This window comes from Paenibacillus sp. FSL H7-0716 (assembly GCF_038002705.1).
Lineage (GTDB): Bacteria > Bacillota > Bacilli > Paenibacillales > Paenibacillaceae > Paenibacillus_AQ > Paenibacillus_AQ odorifer.
In genome coordinates, this window is record NZ_JBBODA010000004.1 from 83,132 (window position 1) to 102,279 (window position 19,148).

General features: G+C 46.9%; 13 protein-coding genes. 7 read left to right on the forward strand and 6 right to left on the reverse strand.

All coding sequences use genetic code 11. The features are described from left to right. Window positions 1–146: 146 nt before the first annotated feature. The 6 genes from MHH60_RS06955 to MHH60_RS06980 form a co-directional block, all read right to left on the reverse strand. Window positions 147–2,768 carry a family 16 glycosylhydrolase gene (locus MHH60_RS06955; protein ID WP_076132882.1) on the reverse strand — a complete coding sequence of 874 codons (2,622 nt, stop codon included), beginning with the start codon at window positions 2,766–2,768 and terminating at the stop codon, window positions 147–149. A gap of 136 nt (window positions 2,769–2,904) precedes the next feature. After that, window positions 2,905–4,476 carry a response regulator transcription factor gene (locus MHH60_RS06960; RefSeq protein WP_076132881.1) on the reverse strand — a complete coding sequence of 524 codons (1,572 nt, stop codon included), beginning with the start codon at window positions 4,474–4,476 and terminating at the stop codon, window positions 2,905–2,907. 3 nt (window positions 4,477–4,479) lie between these two features. Beyond that, window positions 4,480–6,318, reverse strand: coding sequence for a sensor histidine kinase (locus tag MHH60_RS06965; RefSeq protein WP_076132879.1), 1,839 nt, complete (start codon window positions 6,316–6,318; stop codon window positions 4,480–4,482). A gap of 147 nt (window positions 6,319–6,465) precedes the next feature. Further along, window positions 6,466–8,184, reverse strand: coding sequence for an extracellular solute-binding protein (locus MHH60_RS06970; RefSeq protein WP_143766618.1), 1,719 nt, complete (start codon window positions 8,182–8,184; stop codon window positions 6,466–6,468). Window positions 8,185–8,192: 8 nt separating this feature from the next. Next, the gene (locus MHH60_RS06975; protein WP_038573901.1) at window positions 8,193–9,077 is read right to left on the reverse strand and encodes a carbohydrate ABC transporter permease; all 885 of its coding nucleotides are present in this window, start codon (window positions 9,075–9,077) and stop codon (window positions 8,193–8,195) included. 18 nt (window positions 9,078–9,095) lie between these two features. Beyond that, window positions 9,096–10,016 (reverse strand): ABC transporter permease, encoded by a 921-nt coding sequence (locus MHH60_RS06980; RefSeq protein ID WP_076124267.1) that lies wholly within the window; start codon window positions 10,014–10,016, stop codon window positions 9,096–9,098. Between the two features lie 148 nt (window positions 10,017–10,164). On the opposite strand from MHH60_RS06980, the gene MHH60_RS06985 reads away from it, so the two are divergent. The 7 genes from MHH60_RS06985 (at window position 10,165) to MHH60_RS07015 (ending at window position 18,973) form a co-directional block, all read left to right on the forward strand. Continuing rightward, the gene (locus tag MHH60_RS06985) at window positions 10,165–10,908 is read left to right on the forward strand and encodes a glycoside hydrolase family 16 protein (protein WP_076124265.1); all 744 of its coding nucleotides are present in this window, start codon (window positions 10,165–10,167) and stop codon (window positions 10,906–10,908) included. A gap of 121 nt (window positions 10,909–11,029) precedes the next feature. Continuing rightward, window positions 11,030–12,412 carry an SMI1/KNR4 family protein gene (locus tag MHH60_RS06990; protein WP_076132875.1) on the forward strand — a complete coding sequence of 461 codons (1,383 nt, stop codon included), beginning with the start codon at window positions 11,030–11,032 and terminating at the stop codon, window positions 12,410–12,412. A gap of 271 nt (window positions 12,413–12,683) precedes the next feature. Continuing rightward, a complete protein-coding gene (locus MHH60_RS06995; RefSeq protein WP_076132874.1) occupies window positions 12,684–13,724 on the forward strand; it encodes a zinc-dependent alcohol dehydrogenase in 1,041 nt (346 codons plus the stop codon). Window positions 13,725–13,760: 36 nt separating this feature from the next. Then, window positions 13,761–15,701, forward strand: a complete 1,941-nt coding sequence (locus MHH60_RS07000) for an alpha-amylase (RefSeq protein WP_081388818.1) — start codon at window positions 13,761–13,763, stop codon at window positions 15,699–15,701. 15 nt (window positions 15,702–15,716) lie between these two features. Continuing rightward, window positions 15,717–16,853 carry a sugar ABC transporter substrate-binding protein gene (locus MHH60_RS07005; RefSeq protein ID WP_076132872.1) on the forward strand — a complete coding sequence of 379 codons (1,137 nt, stop codon included), beginning with the start codon at window positions 15,717–15,719 and terminating at the stop codon, window positions 16,851–16,853. Between the two features lie 20 nt (window positions 16,854–16,873). Then, a complete protein-coding gene (locus MHH60_RS07010; protein ID WP_036682374.1) occupies window positions 16,874–17,533 on the forward strand; it encodes a dihydrofolate reductase family protein in 660 nt (219 codons plus the stop codon). Between the two features lie 75 nt (window positions 17,534–17,608). Further along, entirely contained in the window at window positions 17,609–18,973 is a 1,365-nt protein-coding gene (locus MHH60_RS07015) for an MATE family efflux transporter (RefSeq protein ID WP_076132870.1), read from the forward strand. The last annotated feature ends 175 nt before the right edge of the window (window positions 18,974–19,148 follow it).

The window sequence follows — 19,148 nt, forward strand, 5'->3', positions numbered from 1 at the left end:
ACACTCCATAATCATGAGGCTAGCTAGCCGAGCTTCCACCGAGAAGACCCGCAGCACGGTAAAAACAACAAAATAGGCGAGAGGGAAGCTTCAACACTTCCTCCTCGCCTATTTGTGTTCATGCAGTTGCTTAGGGTTCAACTATTTTATTCTGGTGTTCCTTGGGTTACCCCATGGATATACGAGAGCGTCGGGGAATCGACGGCCCCTTGTCCCGGATTATAGGTGAAGGAGTACTCGATGGTATCCCCGTGTTGCAGGTGATTTACAGGGTAGGTATAGCTACCGTTCCCTGCCGGGGTCATGGCTACGTTTAGCTGCCCACCGTTATTCAACTTATAGTGTAAGTCGGCAAAGGTTGCGCCGTTCACATAGAACAGCAGGTCGTCACCTATTTTCTTCAGGCCCCGCACCTCATCGCCGACAATGATAACACCGGATGATGCTGCCGGTACAACAGTGATGGTGGAGAGGGCTGTTTTATTACCGTCGGCTGTTGTAGCCGTTACGGTTGTTGTGCCTGGAGTGAGTCCCGTCACGAGACCGTTCGGATTCACGGAAGCGACGTTGGTACCTGATACGGTCCAAGTGACCTGCTTATTGGTTGCATTAGACGGGGCAACATTGGCGTTCAACTGCACAGTCTGTCCGACCTCCACCTGCGCAGTGGTTTGATTCAGAGAAATACCGGTAACCGGCACGTTTACCGGATTCTCGCTGTTGCCTTCTTTATAGACACGAACATAATCCACTTGCATTGTTGCAGGAATATCCGACGGATCTGGGGTATGACCGCTGTCGAAGTGCCCGCCGATCGCCAGATTCATAATGATGTAGAAGGGTTGATCGAATGGGGCGTTCGGATTGTTAGGTGCAGCTACGGAATACCATTGATCTCTACTGACTTTAAAGAAGAACTTGCCGTCCACATACCATTTCATATTATCTTCTTCCCAGATCATGGAGTACAAATGATAATCATTGGCGAAGGTCTGACCTTCAGGGAAGTGATATTCACCAGCAATATATCTGTTTACAGGCCATTGTCCGCCAAAGTGTATGGCCCCGCTGGTCGTGCCGGGCAAGCGTCCTTTGGCTTCCATAATATCAATTTCCCCGGATGCGGCCCACGCTCCATAAGCGGCATCTTCCGGAAGCATCCAAAGTGCTGGCCAAACGCCGTTACCTGTAGGCAGCTTAGCACGAATATCTACTCTGCCGTACTGGAAGGACAACTGATCTTTGGTGTTAATCTTGCCGGATGAGTACTGGGCATACCGGCTTGGGTCCTGTGGAAAGGATTTTGAATCGTTCAAAGCTCTGATATTCAGCTTTCCGTCCTGTACAAATACATTTTGTGTACTGTCTGTATAGTGCTGCAGTTCCGCGTTGCCCCAGCCCCAGCTATTCGGATCGTCAGTAATATAATAACCTTGTTCGTAGCTCCATTTGCTCGTATCGAGTGCTGTTCCGTTAAATTCATCCTGCCAAATGAGATTCATGCCCTCTATCGCCGGGTCGTTTGGTGTTCCGATGGCAATGTCATCATGATCGGATACATCCGGACGTGGGGCATCTGGATTACCGATAAAGGTATAGTTGACGTAATTGTTGCCGACACTTCCGCCCGCCTGTCCATTTAATGGATAGCCAATACGGATTTGCACATCCTCTTGGACAGGCTGGAACCAAAGCCCATAGATGTAGTCAGCCCAATAGCCCCACTGGTTGGCATCGGACATGTTGTTATAGCCATTGCCGGCGTATACAAATCCGCTCTGGCTGGAATCACTCATAGCAACCCATTGTCCGTTGATGTTAATTTGGTATACGTAATTTCCTAGTTCAGTGCCTATTGGAGCGCCCCCATCAATCTTAGGTAGCGGTACACCTATTACACCTTTTGCATCTGCGGTAAAGGTCGTTCCCTCATAAGGAGTTAAGACATATGAATTTCTTACAGGTTTATTAAAGGTGAGGGTATAAACGACGTTAGCCGTTGAGGTTTTCGATTCTAACTTGACGTTGATAGACTCTGTTACGGTGAACCAGTAGCCACCGCCGCCTTCGGTGAATTGTCCGAAGTTGTTATCATAGATCCAGCCGCTGGCTGCATTATTGTCAATATCAATCCATGTACTGCTGCTTACAGGTTTTACATATACCTTCAGATCTTCAGCTACGGCTTCATAGGTAACGGCCGGATCATTGTTGAAAGTAGGATAAGTAAAGCCTGCACTTCCTGTAAATCCTGCTGAAATCTGCGGCCCTTGTGTAGGGGCCATAGCAGTAATGGTCGTTTTGTTTATGTTTTGAAATACCAGGGTGTACTCAAGTGTAACTCCATTAGCCTTGGAGAACAGCTGAATCTCCGTTGTTGCGGAGAGAGTGAACCAATAGCCATTCAAGCCACCGTCGCTCCAGTGTCCCCAGTTTTGGTTGTAGGTATAGCCGCCTGCATTGTCAATATCCACCCAGTTTCCAGCAACTTTTACTTTTACACCGACGTCATCGGAAACATCATTCCAGGTGGCAGAGCCCCCATTGAATGTGGGCATGACGAAACCATAGCTAGCTTGCCCAACCCCTGATTTTGAGATGACAGGACCGTCTGCCGCTGAAAAGTAAGACATAGAGGTAACTGTGGTTCCTGCTGCCTGCACCTTAGAAGTCGGCAATAGACCAACCCCAGCCAACAGTACTACTGCTAAGAACAAACTAAATACCTTCTGCTTAAAACCACTTTCCGTATTGTAAAGTCGTTTCATACTTGCCCTCCTTTAATAAAATAATGAAGAAACGAAACCGCTTACATTTAGGGTCATCTCTATTCTATCGAATATAATAATCAGCTAAAAGGTACAATTATTTTTGTTATAACCCAATTTTTTGGCTTTTGATTATTTATAGCGCTGTGTCACGGAACTTTTCCTCGCTGTCGTGCTTCCGGCGCATCATTTGCCGGTATTCTGTGGGCTGCATGTCCATGACATCCCGAAATGATCGTGTAAAACTTTTGTAGCTTTCATACCCTACCATGGTGGCTACCTCTACAATTTTATGATCGGTTTCGGCCAGCAGCCGCCGGGCTTTATCCAGGCGCACATCGCGCAAGTATTCTGCAAAGCCTTTGCCGATATTTTTTTTGAACAGGTTAGAAAAATAGGCATAATTAAGCGACACGTGGTTCGATACCATCGCGAGATCCAGGGGTTTATGATAGCTTTCGTGTATAAAGCGTATGGCTTCATTCAAATCTTGCGAGTTGCGATAGCTGCACTTATATTCATAATAAAATTGGTTCAGCCGAAGCAGCTGTTGTTGCAGCGCCTGAATATAATCGCGAATACCCGGATAATCGAATAGATTACGTAAACATTCGATGTCCAGCGCTTCTTCCCCCATGTACGGGCGGATTACACGCACAGATTCCTCCAGCATCTGTACAATGGCACGGCATAGCTGCTGTGTGTATTGGATGTGATAACGTTGCAATGTATCTTTGTGAAATATCATAGAAATGCCTTGGGTGATTGTACCGCTGTTTTTGGTGCCGATTAACTGGAACAGGGCATATAACTCCTCATAGGGAAGCTCCCACTGCTGCTCCAGTCGCTCAATATGTGTTGGCAAGATGCAGCTCTTCTCTGGAAACAGGTAACTGTGGCGATAGAGCTCTAGCGCTTGTGTATAGCTGCGGGGCAACTCCTTCAATCCTTGCTGCGGGCTGGTCATGGCAGTAATGGCATCTATCTGTCCTGCTTTGAGGGCGGCCGGGAAGGCTCCCGTATCTACGGCCGCATCAACCGCGAGAATCAGGTACGGGCGGTGTTGCAGGCATATACACCCTCGTCTGCCATACACACGGTAGGCAAGGGATTCCATACTGTGGCTACTGTCGGCCCCCGGTTGGTTAATCCATAATTCCTCCCGCAGCAGACACAGGCGGTAATTACTCCACAACTCTGGATTCTGTTGCTGGGTCTGGAGAACCCACGCCTCATCAATCATTGCACCCTGCATGAACATACTCAGTTCTTTGCGGTCTGTCTCCCGGGCGCGGCGGGAGATATGCTCCATATTACGCGAGAGCGCCTGCCGTGTTTTTATCTCATTTGCTACATGTTCTACTGCGGTTTGCAGATCTTCACGTTTCACAGGTTTGAGCAGGTAGCCTTTTGCTCCAAGTTCGATGGCTTTTTGAGCATAGGCAAAATCACTATAGCCGCTAATAATCAGGTAATCCACCTCAATATGCTCCTGTTTGCTCTTCGCCATCAGCGTCAGTCCATCCATATCGGGCATCCTGATATCAGTAATCACCAGTTGGATGTTGTGCTGACTCAATATATCTAAGGCCTCAATCCCGTTTACTGCACAGTAAATATTGTCCAGCTGCAGCGGAAATTGGCGCAGCATCGCCTGCAGCCCATCACGAATGTGCTTTTGATCGTCCACAATTAGAATATTGATCATGCCCTACCATCCTCCAAGATTCACATTTTCCCAAGGCAAACGTATGGTTACACAAGTATAGGCACCCTGCACACTGTCAATCCAAAGACCGCAGTTCTTACCATAATGAAGCTGTATGCGCTTATGCACGTTCTCCAAGCCCAGTCCGTTTTTGCTGGTAACAACCGGTGAATCTGAGTCGCCCCGCAGCACAGCCTGCAGACTGGACAGCATTTCCGGGTCAACACCTGCGCCATCATCTCGTATCTCAATTAGCAGAAGGCTTTCATTTTCTACCGATACGGTAATATGGATACGTACGCTGCCGCCCGAGGGCGCTGCATGATGAACGGCATTTTCGACGATGGGCTGCATGCACATTTTAGGAATTGTATAACGCAGTACCTCCTGCGGGAGATCCGCCGTCAACTCAATGCTGCCACCCTCCATAAAGTTTATGAATCGGACATAGCTGTGTATGTTGGCAAGTTCTTCGCTAAGCGCAACCGTATCGCTGCGCCATTGCATGCTGTATCGCAGTTGTGAGCCTAAAGACACCAACGCTTCGGCGATAGCGGGCTGTCGCTGAACCTCCGCGAGCATACGGATGGATTCCAGCGCGTTATATAAAAAGTGTGAATTGATCTGCGAATGCAGCGAGTGCAGCTGTGCATTTTTGGCAATCAGCTGCTTATCTACCACTTGGGTCATCAAATGTTTGATTTCGTCCAACATATTATTGTAGCTGACGGCCACCTCGTCGATTTCGTCACCGGTTTCGTTTTTATCCAGGCCGGTATCAATTTTCGCATCCAGTTGGCCTTGCCGCACCTTGCGCATAGAAGCCAGCACCCTGTCGAGCCGGCGGAAAATGCGCCGAGTGGTATGTGAAACGAGCAGTAACATTAGCAGCAATACACACAATGTGATCGCTACTACGAGCAAATACCAGCTTCGTGGGCCTTTCATCAGCGCTTGATGAGAGGCAATATCCACTACATAGGCGTTCAGTGGGGTGATGTAGCGATACAACGCGTAGTAAGTATGGTCGCCTACCTTGACCTTAATGGGGCTACTCTGCTGCAGCACATCCAGCCGCTGGTGAATGCTGCCTAGAATTTCATCCAATTCTTCACCGGCATTTTGAGAAAAGATATGCTCAGGATTGTATACAGATCGGGAAGAGTCGGCTCCATCCATCACTACAGAAAAGAAATCCCCCCCGCTATCCTCAAGCAGGTCACTGAAAAAGACGCTATGCTGGGCGCGGATTTCCATAATGGTAGGGAGTTTCTGCTGTTGCCCCTGAAGGCGTACCAGCCGGTAATAGGATAGCGTATGCTCTCCATCTTTAAAAGCAAATAAGCGGTATGCCGCACCGCCTTCCTCCCGAAGTGTCACCCAGTAGTCCTTCGGCCAGAACTTGTCATAATGGTAGATTTCAGGCCAAATCTCAAATAGGTTTGGATTATCGACATAGAAACTGAGCTCGCTGATCATCTCGTAGCTTTGAATGATATTATGCATTTGCTCAAATTGATTTTGTCTAAATTTTACGAGACGCAGGCCATCCCCGCGCATATTGGAGTGAATAAAATCTACAAATGCCTTTTGATTCAGCGCAGTAGAGGAAGCGTTCTCAATAATGCCCATTTTGCTGCGCAGCTGTTCGTTAATTCTTGAGACATGGCTGCTGCCGGTAGCCATAGCGTCCTTGTATAGCTGACTTTCCTGTGTGCGGATAAATAAAAAGGATACCACAATCGCAGGGATGGCAATCATCATGCTAAAAGCCAGAAACAACTTTTGGGAGATTCGGGAATTACGGTACAGCTTCCTCATTTTAGTCAGCAGATACTTCATTTAAGTAGCCTCCTACCCTTGTAATATACCATATATTACAAACTGCCCGGTAGGTAACTAGGCTGTTTTGTTAAATGGTTAAAGAAGCGAAAAAGGGAATACCGGCCACCCTTTCGGCGGCCGGCAGCAATCTTAATACGGGCATTATTACTCTGCCATTTTGGATTTTCGCACATCCAGTTCAGCCTGGCGGTATTCCATCACCTTGCCAAAGTTGTAATTCTCGCGGCGGTCAAGGAAATTGTCGAAGATTTTATCAAATTCAGCCTCATTTTTGGCCGTAATTAGCTCAGGGAGTACTTCCTCCCAATTTTGCGAAATACGGGACCAGGCTACCGACACATCAGAATCGCCCTGTGGGTCTAAGCCCTTATAGATACCGCTATCAATATCGGCCTGCTTATTGGCGAAGTCTTCCATTTGCTTAATGACAGGAGATTTCTCCGGTCTCCACTGGTTGACGATTACAGGGTTTCGCATCATCCAATAGGTATCCATGATGCCGTATTCTTTCTCCAGCTTCTCAATATCAGTGTCGAGTAATTTTACCATTTCAGGCTTCAGTTGCGGCTTGCCATCTACCATCTCCCATGTTTCGCCTTCCTTGCCAAGGAATAAATCTCGCTGGCCTTCTTCGCTGGCCAGATAGGTCAAAAAGCGGATGGCTCGTTCAGGGTTTTCGGTTGATTTGCTAATCATCGTCACCATCCAGCCGTCCATGTTGCCAGGGAATAACTTAGGGTTATCGCCCTTGCTGTTCTTTGGCCCATCGACTGCGATGTAGTAAGAATCCGGGTTGCCGCTAGCAGCCAGCATAGGATTGACAGCCGACATACCGGTCCACTCGCGGACCATCATGAAATAGCGGGCGTTGTTTGTTTTTTCCTCTACCTGAGTATCGGAATCCACCAGGAAATCCACATTAATCAACCCGCGCTCGTAAGCCGTACGGAAGGTTTTTAGCCAGGCAATATAATCGGGATCGGTAATGCGGTCGTATACTTTTCCGTCTTTCTCATGCGGAACGGCCAGTAGGTTCTGCAGATATTCGGTCATCCCGTAAGGGACGTTCCCTTGTGCAAAAAAGGGACTGATGGGCTGGCCTTTATATTGGGAGTACTTATCCTTTACCAGTTGCAGTGCGTTCAGAAAGCCCTCTGGAGTGCTAAGGTCCGGGCTGCCCATCTCCTCATACAGATCTTTCCGCACCAGGAAAGTCTGGTTGGCGGCCGTCATGCCAGTTTCATGCATCAGGTTGGGGCTATATGAATCATTCGGAACGCCATAGGTATTGCCATTTTCTTGACGATACCACTTCAGTGTACCGTCCCCGGCCACCTTGAAGAAGTAAGGATCATATTTGTCAGCTAATTCATTTAAGGCGTAGACATGATCGCCTTCCCACAGCTTTTTGACAGCGGTTTCCCACGAACCCATTGATATCAAGTCTGGCAGCTTGCCCGAGGTCATCATCAGGGTAATATGTTCATTGGCTTCACCGGAAGGTACTTCAAGCTTGATGTTTACGCCTGTTTTTTCCGTTACGTACTTGGAGGTCAAGCTGTCTCCCCAAGTGTGGGCATACCAGTTAGCACCTACGAACCAGGTCAAATCAACAGGGCTGGTATCCAGCTTCCATGCCGGATCATCGGGATTGAGCTTTGCTTCACTCGGCGGCTGTGTACTATCTGTAGGCTGTGATGTCGGCTTATTTTCACTATTCGCTGAATTGGAACACGCGGCTATGCCTAGCATCAGGCTTGCGGCCAGAACGAGGGTCAACCCCGGCTTAATGAGATTGCGTTTCATGACATAATCATCCTTTCTTTGCTGCTTCTGAATTTTTGTATACCAGTTTCTAGACACTCACACTCTTATCCCTTAATGGCGCCAATCATCACGCCTTTGACCAGATAGCGTTGAATGAAAGGATAGACTATCAGAATAGGCAGTGTGGCCACCATCATGGATGCAAATTTAATAGAGTTGCCGGGAAGTCTTGCGCCGAATTGCGCCATAGCTTGCTGCTGCATGAAGGACATAGAGTTCTCCGCAATGATTTTGTACAGCATGGTCTGCAGTGGCAGTAATTCCTGCGAACGGATGTAGATGACCCCCTGGTAATAATCATTCCAATGATAAACGGCTGAAAAAAGCGATATAGTCGCAATGACAGCCATGCTATTGGGCAATACGATTCTGAACAGGACGCCATAGTCTGAAGCACCGTCTACCTTCGCAGACTCCTCCAGGCTATCGGGTATGGTGCGGAAGAAGCTCATGAAAATGACCATATTAAAAAAAGTGTACATAGAGGGAATGATGAATATCCAAAAATTATCATATAAGCCCAGCTTCGTCATCAGAATAAATGTAGGGATCAGCCCGCCTGAGAACAACATCGTAACCAATGCGATTTTAAGATACAGCTTGCGTCCGATCAGATTAGACTTGCTCATTCCGTAAGCAATAATGGCTGTAAACAACACATGCGTTGCTGTCCCGATCACTGTGCGCAGAGTGGTAATGTAAAAACCGTTCATCATTGTCTTATCATTGAACACAACGCTGTAGCTGGCCAGCGATAATTCTTTGGGAAACCAGTTGACGGTGCCCAGGGATGCCTGCTGCGGCGCATTAAGCGAGTTAATGAATACAAACCACATCGGGTACAGTGTTAAAAAGCAAACCGCCAGCATTAGCAGGGTGTTGCAGACCTCAAATACTCCAATTTGCCGAAATCTTTTGCGTCTTTCCATACCTCTGTCCTCTCCCTTCTAAAAAATGCTGTCGCCGGTTAGTTTTTTGGATGTGTGATTTGCCAAAAACAACAAACCTAGCGCCACAATAGAGCGGGCGAACAGGACAGCTGTTGAGAAGGAATGGCGCCCGGAGACCAACCCCATGTTGTAGATATACAAGTCTAGGCTTTCCGCCATCCTCATGTTCATATTGTTCTTCAACATAAAGATCTGCTCAAAGTTACTGCCGAGTATCCCGCTGACAGCGAGGATGAACAAAATAGCGATGGTGGGGCGTATGCTCTGAATGGTGATATGCCACATCCGCTGCCGCCGGTTTGCGCCATCCAGCTCAGCCGCTTCGTACAGCCCCGGATCAATGCCGGATATTGCCGCTATGTAGATAATGGCGCTCCAGCCGGTTTCTTTTAACGTATCGGTGAAAAAGGTGATCCACCAAAAGTACTTAGGGTCGCTGTTAAACAGGATTTCGCGTTCCTGGAGCCCGATCGCCATCATCAACTGATTGATCACACCGCCCTCGCCCAGCCAATTGAGCGCAATGCCGCCAAAAATCGTCCAGGCAATAAAGTGCGGCAGGTACGAAATGGTTTGTACCGTTCGCTTAAATCGAAGACTCCGTATTTCATTCAGCAGCAAGGCAAACAAGATAGGAATGGGAAAACCCAGGACCAGCTTGATGCTGCTCATCCCCAGAGTATTGCGAATCGAACGCCAAAAACGCTCATCCGTCAAAAAATCCTGAAAATGCTTCAGCCCGACAAACGGTGATTCTAGTAAGGGTTTGGCGATGCTGTAGTCCATAAATGCAATAATGAGCCAAAACATAGGGATATAACAAAAGATAAACATCCAGATGATTCCCGGGATAACCATGCTTTGCAATTGCCACTGCTTAAAAAGCGCTTTCATTTGTTCCGTTCTGTATTGGAACATTTTCCGTGCCCCCTTTCTATTTCATCGTATGAAAAAGCGCATAGGAAAAAAAGCCCATGATTATCGACCCTATCCCATTTTTTTAGATTTGTTTGACCAGCCGCAAAAATTAAGTATGCTGTGATTAAATGAAGGGAGTGTGCAAAGGATGAATAAACCTATATGGGAACAGAATTTCTTAGATAGAAATGCCGATTTGAAGCTATGGAATATCCGCCTTGGCAACGACTTATTAGATAATGAAGGTAATCCCATAGACCCAGGTTGGGGCAACGGAGAACAGCAGTATTACACGGATCATTCCAGCAATCTGTACATCGATGAATTTGGCCTAAACCTATGCGCACGCAGTGAATCCATTGGAAAGGATGGGCGCAATTTTGCATATACCTCGGCTCGTTTGGATACAAAGGACCATTTTTCCTTTTGCTATGGGAAGTTAGTTGTGCGTGCAAAGCTGCCGGTGGGGCAAGGGGTTTGGCCTGCCATCTGGTTGCTTCCGCAGGAACAGGCGTACGGACCGTGGCCAGCTTCCGGCGAGATTGATATCATGGAAGCCAAAGGCCGCTTGCCTCAGCAAATATCCGGAACACTGCACTACGGAAAGGATTGGGAACATCAAATCGTCGAGGAGTTCTCGCACCATTTTGAAAGCGGAACCATTAATGAATTCCATGATTATGCACTGGAATGGACCGCCAGTTCGATACGATGGCTGGTAGATGGACATTGCTTTGCCGAGCGTTGCTTGGAGCCAGGCGTTATGCCCTTTAACGAGTCATTTTATCTGGTGCTGAACCTTGCAGTGGGCGGCTGGTATGACAATGTAGCGGTTGACGAGGCTGCCCTGCCAGCGGTGATGACGGTTTCAGGGATATGGCTGTACCCATAATTAAGAATCTTTGTGAGGTTATATTATCGATTTTCAATACCTACATCCCATCTGGTAGAATAGGGAAAACCATATTTCTCTATATTCTAGCAACTTGATTATAAGCTTGGGGAGGTAGACCATGGACAAAGAACTAATCGCACAGCTGACACAGTGGCATGAAGATGATGAACACCAGAAGATTGTAGACACTCTGATGGAGATTCCTCCAGCGGACAGAGATTACGAGATGGTCAGCAGTCTGGCAAGAGCGTATAACAATCTGGAACGTTATGAAGAAGCCCTTGAACACTTCGCGAAGATTGCGGAACAAGGGCAGAATGATTATCTGTGGCATTTTCGTGTGGGATATTCCTACTATTATTTGAATCGATATGAGGAAGCAGTGAAAGTGCTGGGTATTGCCCACGACCTCGATCCGGATGATGAGAATACGGCCATGTTTTTGAAATTCAGCCAGCGTAAGCTACGCAAAGAACAACACGCCGCAGCCAGACAGGCAATCAGAGAGCAACATAATGATTCGGGGACGACTGCAACTCCTTTTGAAGGGATGGACCTCTCCGAATTTTGGAAAGATAGCGATTATGCGCTAAAAGAATATGTTTCTGCCCCGCCTACGGATGAGCTGATTACTTCTGTAGAAGAAGAACTGGGTTACAAGCTCCCTGCCTCTTATATCAGTCTGATGAAGCAGCACAATGGGGGAGTGCCTTATAATACTTGTTTTCCCACGGAGGATGCGACCTCATGGGCTGAGGATCATATTGCGATTACGGGCATTATGGGCATCGGACGTGAGAAAAGCTATTCACTCTGCGGCGATCTCGGCAGTCCGTTTATGATTGAGGAGTGGGGATACCCTGACATTGGCGTGGTAATTTGTGATTGCCCTTCGGCAGGCCATGATGTCGTGATGCTGGATTACCGGAACTGCGGGAGGGGCGGCGAACCCGAGGTAATTCATGTGGATCAGGAAGATAATTATGAGATTACGTTTCTGGCCCCAGACTTCGAGACGTTTATACGCGGCCTGGTGAGTGATGAGGAATACGACACCTCTGAAGAAGATAAAGAGGAGGATTTGCGCAAAGTAGCCGTAGGCCAATTCTCACCATTGCTTGCGAAGCTGTGCAGCCATGTGTCTGAGGTAGATCAGCTTGAGCAGAAGATCCGTAAAGTCTGTACCCGAATCGTTGAAGAGAAGGGACACTTCTCCTTTCATGCGGATGAGCTTTCTACTCTGATGTACGATGTGCAGTTCTGGCTATACACAAGTTCTTATCCAAATACAAGCCGTCAACAGTATCTGGATGTATATGAAGAAATGATTGCTTTTGGCGGCGAGTTCGGCCAAGGCGGATATGCTCCCGGCTGGATCAGCGATTGGCTGGATGGCCGAATACGGGAAGGACTGATCGTTCAGGAAAACGGCGTGCTTTGCTTCACAGATCAAGCCCGCTCTGAGGTCATTGCACGGCTGGAAGCGGAAGCTGCAAAATAGGAGACGTTGATTCGGGATTTATTTCCTCGCGGAGCTCGATTGATCACGATAGTATTTAAGGGTCATCCCACAAAGGATGGCTCTTAAACTTGCCGTTTCAGACAGTCACTCCGCATAATAAGCAAAAAAAAATTAAAGCGCTTACTCGTGAATTGTTTATATAAAAATGTAATTATTAACATTTTTCGACAACATTCACCTTACTTTTACATGGTAGTTATGATATATTCTGGGCGAATATGGATAACAAAAAAGAGAAAGGGGAATGAGTATGGAAGCATTGGTGTGGACATCCAATCATAAGCTGGAGCTCTGCGAATGGGAAGAGCCGCAGATTGCAGCACCGGATGAAGTCAAGATCCGGATTGAGATGACAGGTGTATGTGGAACAGATTTAGCAGTCATCACCGGGAAAGAGGAGGGGGTTCCAGGGGTCATTCGTGGTCATGAGGCAGTAGGGACTGTAATTCAAATCGGCAGCAACGTTGATCGTGTTAAGGTAGGCGACCGCGTAGTTATCGATCCGAATCAAAGCTGTGATGAATGCTATTTTTGCTTGAAGAAACAGCCGCACCTCTGTACGGGCATCGATGGAAATGGGATGCCTATTGCGGGTTTGAATCGAAATGGGACATTCACTTTTTTTTACTCCACTGCACAAACGTTTGCACACCGTCTTCCCGATCATATGAGCTGGGAGACGGGGGTTTTGATTGAGCCGCTTGCCTGTGTACTGCACAATTTCAAAGAAGCCAATGTCACAGCAGACGACAAGGTGCTCATTCTTGGATCGGGTCCAATGGGACTGTTAAGCCAAATTGTGAGCAAGTCGAAATCTGCGCTCACGGTAGCGACTGAAGTTAATCCCTATCGGCTAGCTTTTGCCAGAGAGATCTCAGATTTTGCTTTAACACCTGCCCAATTAAATCAAGCTATCGTAGACAAAATCTGTGCGGGACATAAGTTTGATGTGATTATCGATACGGTGGGCACTCAACTCGAAATGGCGGAAAAGTGGATTGAACGTGGAGGCCGCATCGTTCCTTTTGGTATTAATGCGAAGTATCGCTACACCTTTTCCCCTACTAAATTCGTGCAGCATGCAATAAAAATTATAGCAGCAGGTGAATACCGCTACATGTTCGAGGAAGCTTTGCGGTTTGCCGCTGAAACTCCTGAAATGGAGAAACTAGTGACTAGAAAAGTTAAGCTCAGTGAGCATGAAGCAGCGATAGACGAGTTGATCGGCTATGAATTGAACTCTTTGAAGGTGGTTGGAAGTGAAACCGTTAAGACGGTTTTTGTTCCCTAAACGTAAAACTACATTCAATGAGAGGTGGCACTGTTAATGAGCAACGACAGCAAATTCAGATTAATTCAAGACTACTTGTCTGCACACAAGGCCAAAGACGTAGAGCCAATTTGGATACCCGCAGTGTGGAATGAGTGCCAATATGAGCGTGTTCTCTTAGAAAAAGAGGGTGAAATTTGTGTACACCCGTATGATTTTTTGACAGATCATTTGAATTATGTGGACAGGCTTTCGTGGAGATATCTGCTTAAGGAACGTACAAATCTGGACGATAGCGCGATCTATTCTTCGCTTATTCGCTATTCGACCGCTTGGGATTACAACCATGACGGAAAAATTGAATCGGGTACTTTTTTAAGATTCTTTATGCTTCTGCCGCTGCTAAAGAAAATGGGCATCAATATTCTGTACATGCTTCCAGTTAACCAGTACAGCAAGTTGAATCTGAAGGGGGATATGGGGTCCCCTTACGCGGTGCAATCGTTATTCCATTTGGACGAGAACCTGCATGATAGCCTATTGGATGATATGGAGGAGTTTACGATTCATGATGAGCTCAGCGCTTTGGTAGAGGCTTGTCATTTACTTGATATTAAGACTGTTGTTGATTTCATTCCCCGTGTGACGGCGAAAAACAGTGTGTTCATTACCGAGCATCCTGAATGGGTGTATTGGATCAAAATGGACGAATTAGAAGGCTTTGCGCCGCCCGCAATTCCCCAGCTTGGATTTTTTGAGGAGTGTACGCCGGACAAATTGGAGACGGTCTACCGTAGCCAGGAGACAGCAGTATTTCTGCGGAAGTTCACGCCACCGCCCAATGAACTTCATCCAATCCTTTGGCAGCACTTGAAAGAGAAAGCTGCTAAAACAGGGGATGAGCTATTAACTTTGGTGGAGCAAGAGATGGGGATAACGACTGCTCCAGCACATTCGGATTGGATAAATGATGTGCAGCCGATTTGGACAGACATTACGTTCTTACGTCTCTACAAGGATTTCTCTCCGCAAGTGAGACATCTTATAAGTCCGGATCAGGCGCCATATGTCCTTTTTGATACGATTAAATGCAATGACTACCCGGGAGAGGAGCCGAATCTGGAGCTGTGGGATGTTCTGGAGGAGGCAGTACGGGTTAATCTCGAAAAATATGGGATTGACGGCTTCCGCATCGATATCGGACACGTGCTACCTATTCCGTTGTTGACTCGTATTTTTGAAACGGTTAAAGAGATGAATCCCAATGCGATCTTAATCAGTGAAGATTTGTTCAATCGCAACCACAAGAAGGCAGCAAACACCGGCTATAACATTATGCTTGGCAGTGGATGGAACGTCATGACACAAATTAATAAAGAGAATCTCGTTTCATTCTTAGAAGAGCTGCCTGAGTTAAATATTCATGTATTTGCCTGTGCAGAAACAGCAGATACTCCTCGGATCACCAGCCGTGGCGGTGTAGAGGTTGCTCGGATGATCGCGGTATTTAATCAATTTCTTCCGAATGCAATTCCATACGTGACGACGGGTTATGAAATGAATGAGGAGCAGCCGCTCAACTGTGGTCTTGGAGATAACACGAATGGTGAGGAGATTTCCCGAGCTTTTTTTAACGTTATGCAAATTAACTGGACCAATCCTACACCGATGCTGCCGCTGTTGGCAGAGCTAAGTGAACTCAAGAAAGATTGGCGCCACCTAGTGAAGCCGGAAAACTTTTTCGTGGCTCAATCCCCGGAAGGTATTGTTTTGTACGGGTATATGCAAGGGGATGAGACGCTGCTGTGCTGCTTTAACTTGAGTGCTGATGCTTTCTGCCAAGTTGATTTGAAGGTAGCCGTACCTGGCCGATGCCCAATGACGGTAACACTGGATAGTTCCTTAACGGGTAGCAGCGTAGGTCAGGCGTTGGACTGCTTGCTGCTTGCGCCTAATCAGGCTTTAGTGCTCGTAAACAATCATAGACAATTTAGGTAAGGGAGAGAGGCTGCAATGGAAAAAAACAATAAGGAAGTCGTGGTATGGCATGAGTTTGATGGTCCGGGAGATACCTCGATTGAGGTGCTGGAGGGAATTTGTAAGCTGTATACAGAGCGCTTTGGGGTACAAATTACGCCACAAGTCATGAATATTACGGAGCTGACTGCGCGCCTGAACCAAATTAAGGATACCCAGCAAGGTCCGCATCTGGCGATGGTTCCTGCCGACATGTCCTCCTATGTTGAGAACGGTCTTTACTCCGAAGTGCCGGGCGGGCTATTAGGCGATACGCTGACTGAGGGTGCCCTTTCAACGATGCAAATGAATGGTGTTCAGTATGGTATACCGGTATTGCGGGGCAATCATCTGGTTGTGTATTACAACCCGTCGATTTACCCTAGTGCGCCGACGACATGGGACGTGTTCGAAGAGGCAGCAGAAAGGTTATCCGCCCAAGGTATCGTACCGATTGGAGCAGACTTACAGCAAGGATATTGGTTTATTCCGTTCCTCACAGCTTTCGGCGGCTGGCCTGTACAGAATGGAAAGCCGAATATCGTCACCTCTGAAATGAAGCAGGCGCTTCAGTTTATTAGCGACAAGATGGATCAAGGCGTGCTCGTTAGTCTCGACGGCTCTACAGGACTGCTTGAGCAGTTCATTGACGGTAAGATCGGTGCCATTATTTGTGGCGAGTGGATTTATAACCATCTAGATAAGCATATGAACAATAGGCTTGCGGTTTGCCAGCTTCCGAGCATCGAAGGACGGCAATCGTTATCCATGTCTTCTTCTATCGGTCTGATCTACCCTAATCATTCATTAACGTCCGAGGAGCGGGAAGATATTTTATCATTCACACGCTTTATGCTGAGTGACGAAAGCCAAACTATGTGGACGCTGGGTGTACAGCGGATTCCAGCTCAGGAAGAGGTGCTAAACCGTTTAGCTGCCTCTGCTGCGCCTAACAAAAAGATGATTTTATCGCTTTTGGATCATTCACGGCCGATGCCGACTTATCCCTTCATGATCCATGTATGGGAGGCGTTAAATGCGGGTCTTATTGAGCTGCCCCTGAGCAATCCTGAACAAGCATTGAACAAAATAGAACAGACTATTCAAGCCTCTTGGGGTGCATTTAAAAGCTAATTAGAGATGGGGAGAGCCAAATGAAAACAACGATATTCAGCCAAATTTCTATTGATGGAAAGCTCACTATGGGCGCTGGTAATTCGAGTAAAGAGCTTTTTTCTTTATTTTCCAGTGAGGATATGGAATTTATTCATCTATTCCGGGGGAAGGTGCAGGGAATTATGGTCGGCAAAAATACAATTTTGACGGACAATCCCTTCCTTACTAATCGGTATGAGGAGAATAAAAATCCAATTCGTATCATTCCGACAACTACTTTGGATATTCCGCTAGATTGCAATGTACTCTCAGACCAAGGGAAGACAATTATTGTCACGACCGAGAAAGGACGGGATGAAGAAAAAATCAAACAGATCCGGCAAAGAGGGAAGGAGTGCCTTATCTGCGGCGAGGATAAAGTAGATTTTGTGGAGCTTGAACGTCAGTTGGAGGAGAACTATGGGATTACCAGTCTGATGGTCGAAGGCGGAGGATTCTTAAACTGGCATATTTTCAATCAGGATATCGTCGATGAGATTATTCTAATGCAGCTTCCAATCATCATAGGCGGCTCCACAAACATTACTTTAGTGGATGGAGACGGGTACCAGCAATTGAACTTTGCGAAAAAGTTCAAGGTTGTAGAAATTCAACCAAAAGATAACTACACGCTCATGCGCTACAAAAAGGTGATCTAACCTCACACTAAGTCATAGACTGCGAATGGGAATGAGTTCGGGAAAAATCGAGAATATGGGGGTTGTGAACGATACATGTCAGAGAAAGAAGATTTCTACAAAAGTGTGTATAAAATCGCTGTGCCCGTTACGCTTCAAAGCTTGCTGATGGCGTTGCTTAATTTGACGGATCAATTGATGGTCGGGCAGTTGGGAGATGTGGCAATTGCCTCGGTGGGGATGTCGACCAAAATATACGGGATCATCGCGGTTGTCTTGGCCGGTTTATCGACGGGTGTATCCATATATGCAGCCCAGTTTTGGGGAAATAAAGATTCCAAAAGTGTCTCTCAAGTACTGGGTCTCGGACTGATCACCGGCTTTGCGTTCTCGTTCCTGTTCTCTGCGGCTGTCTTTATCGATTCGCCGCTCTTTCTGAGCCTATTCACTACAGACGTGAATGTAATAGATGAGGGATATATCTTTCTCCAGATAATGTCGATCGGTTTTGTGCCTGTCATGCTCACGATGATGTATTCCGCGATTTTACGCAGTACTGGCCATGCCAAGTGGCCGATGTATGTAAGTCTAATTGCAGTTGGCTTGAATATTATACTGAATTACGTACTTATTTACGGTCATTTCGGTGCTCCTGCGCTTGGCCTGAAGGGCGCTGCCATTGCTACTCTTATTTCTAGAGTCTTCGAATGCTTGTTGATCATTGGTGCCGTGTACCGGTATCGTTTACCGGGAGCTGTCGGGTTAAAGAACTTATTCATCGTTCCTAAACCGCTCATCCGCAAGTTTTTTGGAACGACCTATCCGCTGCTGTTGACTGAATTGATCTGGGTATTGGGTGAAACAGCATATGCGGTCATTTATAGCCGTATGGGGACGATGGAAATGACTGCGATGACCATTACTTTCCCACTTCAGGGTCTTTGCATTGGTTTATTATCGGGGCTGGCTAGTGCAGCAGGGGTAATGGTTGGCAACCGTTTGGGTGCGAATGAATCCGATATCGCACTCGATCATGCGAAACGGTTCATTCGTCTAGGCATCATTATCTCTCTGATCGTCGGGGTTATCATTGCGGCAGGCTCGAAGCTGTATGTCTCTGCGTTCAATATCTCCGAGGATGCTAAACAAATGAGCATGTATATCGTTATCGTGTTTGCTGGATTTCTTTGGGTCAAAGTATCCAATATGATTATAGCCGGCGGTATTCTAAACAGCGGAGGAGACAGCAAGTTCGTATTCGGCATGGAGTCTACCGCAACGTGGCTGATAGGTGTCCCATCCGGGCTGTTGCTGTCATACATTTGGAAGCAACCTGTCTACCTTGTGTATCTCGTCATCTCGCTGGAGGAGGTTGTCCGCTTTGGCTTCGGCTACGCCCGGATTTACTCCCGTAAGTGGATGAGAAATTTAGTTAGCGATCTGGCTGAAAAAGCTATGTAATGTAGGACCTGATTGAATTGATGTGGAGTATTAACCTCACCTAAATTGGATATCTCTTCACTTAACAATGCAAAAGGTACTGCCTCAAGGTAGTGCCTTTTGCATTGATTTTTAAATATTCAGTTGTTAACTGCCAAGTATCTTAACTACTACGTTTTAAAGCACCAGTTACTTC

Excerpts from the sequence above, each read along its gene's own strand:
- MHH60_RS06955 (WP_076132882.1), bottom strand. The coding sequence starts at position 2,768 with ATGAAACGACTTTACAATACGGAAAGTGGTTTTAAGCAGAAGGTATTT.
- MHH60_RS06975 (WP_038573901.1), bottom strand. The coding sequence starts at position 9,077 with ATGGAAAGACGCAAAAGATTTCGGCAAATTGGAGTATTTGAGGTCTGC.
- MHH60_RS06985 (WP_076124265.1), top strand. The coding sequence starts at position 10,165 with ATGAATAAACCTATATGGGAACAGAATTTCTTAGATAGAAATGCCGAT.
- MHH60_RS07015 (WP_076132870.1), top strand. The coding sequence starts at position 17,609 with ATGTCAGAGAAAGAAGATTTCTACAAAAGTGTGTATAAAATCGCTGTG.
- MHH60_RS06980 (WP_076124267.1), bottom strand. The coding sequence starts at position 10,016 with ATGTTCCAATACAGAACGGAACAAATGAAAGCGCTTTTTAAGCAGTGG.
- MHH60_RS06995 (WP_076132874.1), top strand. The coding sequence starts at position 12,684 with ATGGAAGCATTGGTGTGGACATCCAATCATAAGCTGGAGCTCTGCGAA.
- MHH60_RS07010 (WP_036682374.1), top strand. The coding sequence starts at position 16,874 with ATGAAAACAACGATATTCAGCCAAATTTCTATTGATGGAAAGCTCACT.
- MHH60_RS06965 (WP_076132879.1), bottom strand. The coding sequence starts at position 6,318 with ATGAAGTATCTGCTGACTAAAATGAGGAAGCTGTACCGTAATTCCCGA.
- MHH60_RS06990 (WP_076132875.1), top strand. The coding sequence starts at position 11,030 with ATGGACAAAGAACTAATCGCACAGCTGACACAGTGGCATGAAGATGAT.
- MHH60_RS07000 (WP_081388818.1), top strand. The coding sequence starts at position 13,761 with ATGAGCAACGACAGCAAATTCAGATTAATTCAAGACTACTTGTCTGCA.
- MHH60_RS07005 (WP_076132872.1), top strand. The coding sequence starts at position 15,717 with ATGGAAAAAAACAATAAGGAAGTCGTGGTATGGCATGAGTTTGATGGT.
- MHH60_RS06960 (WP_076132881.1), bottom strand. The coding sequence starts at position 4,476 with ATGATCAATATTCTAATTGTGGACGATCAAAAGCACATTCGTGATGGG.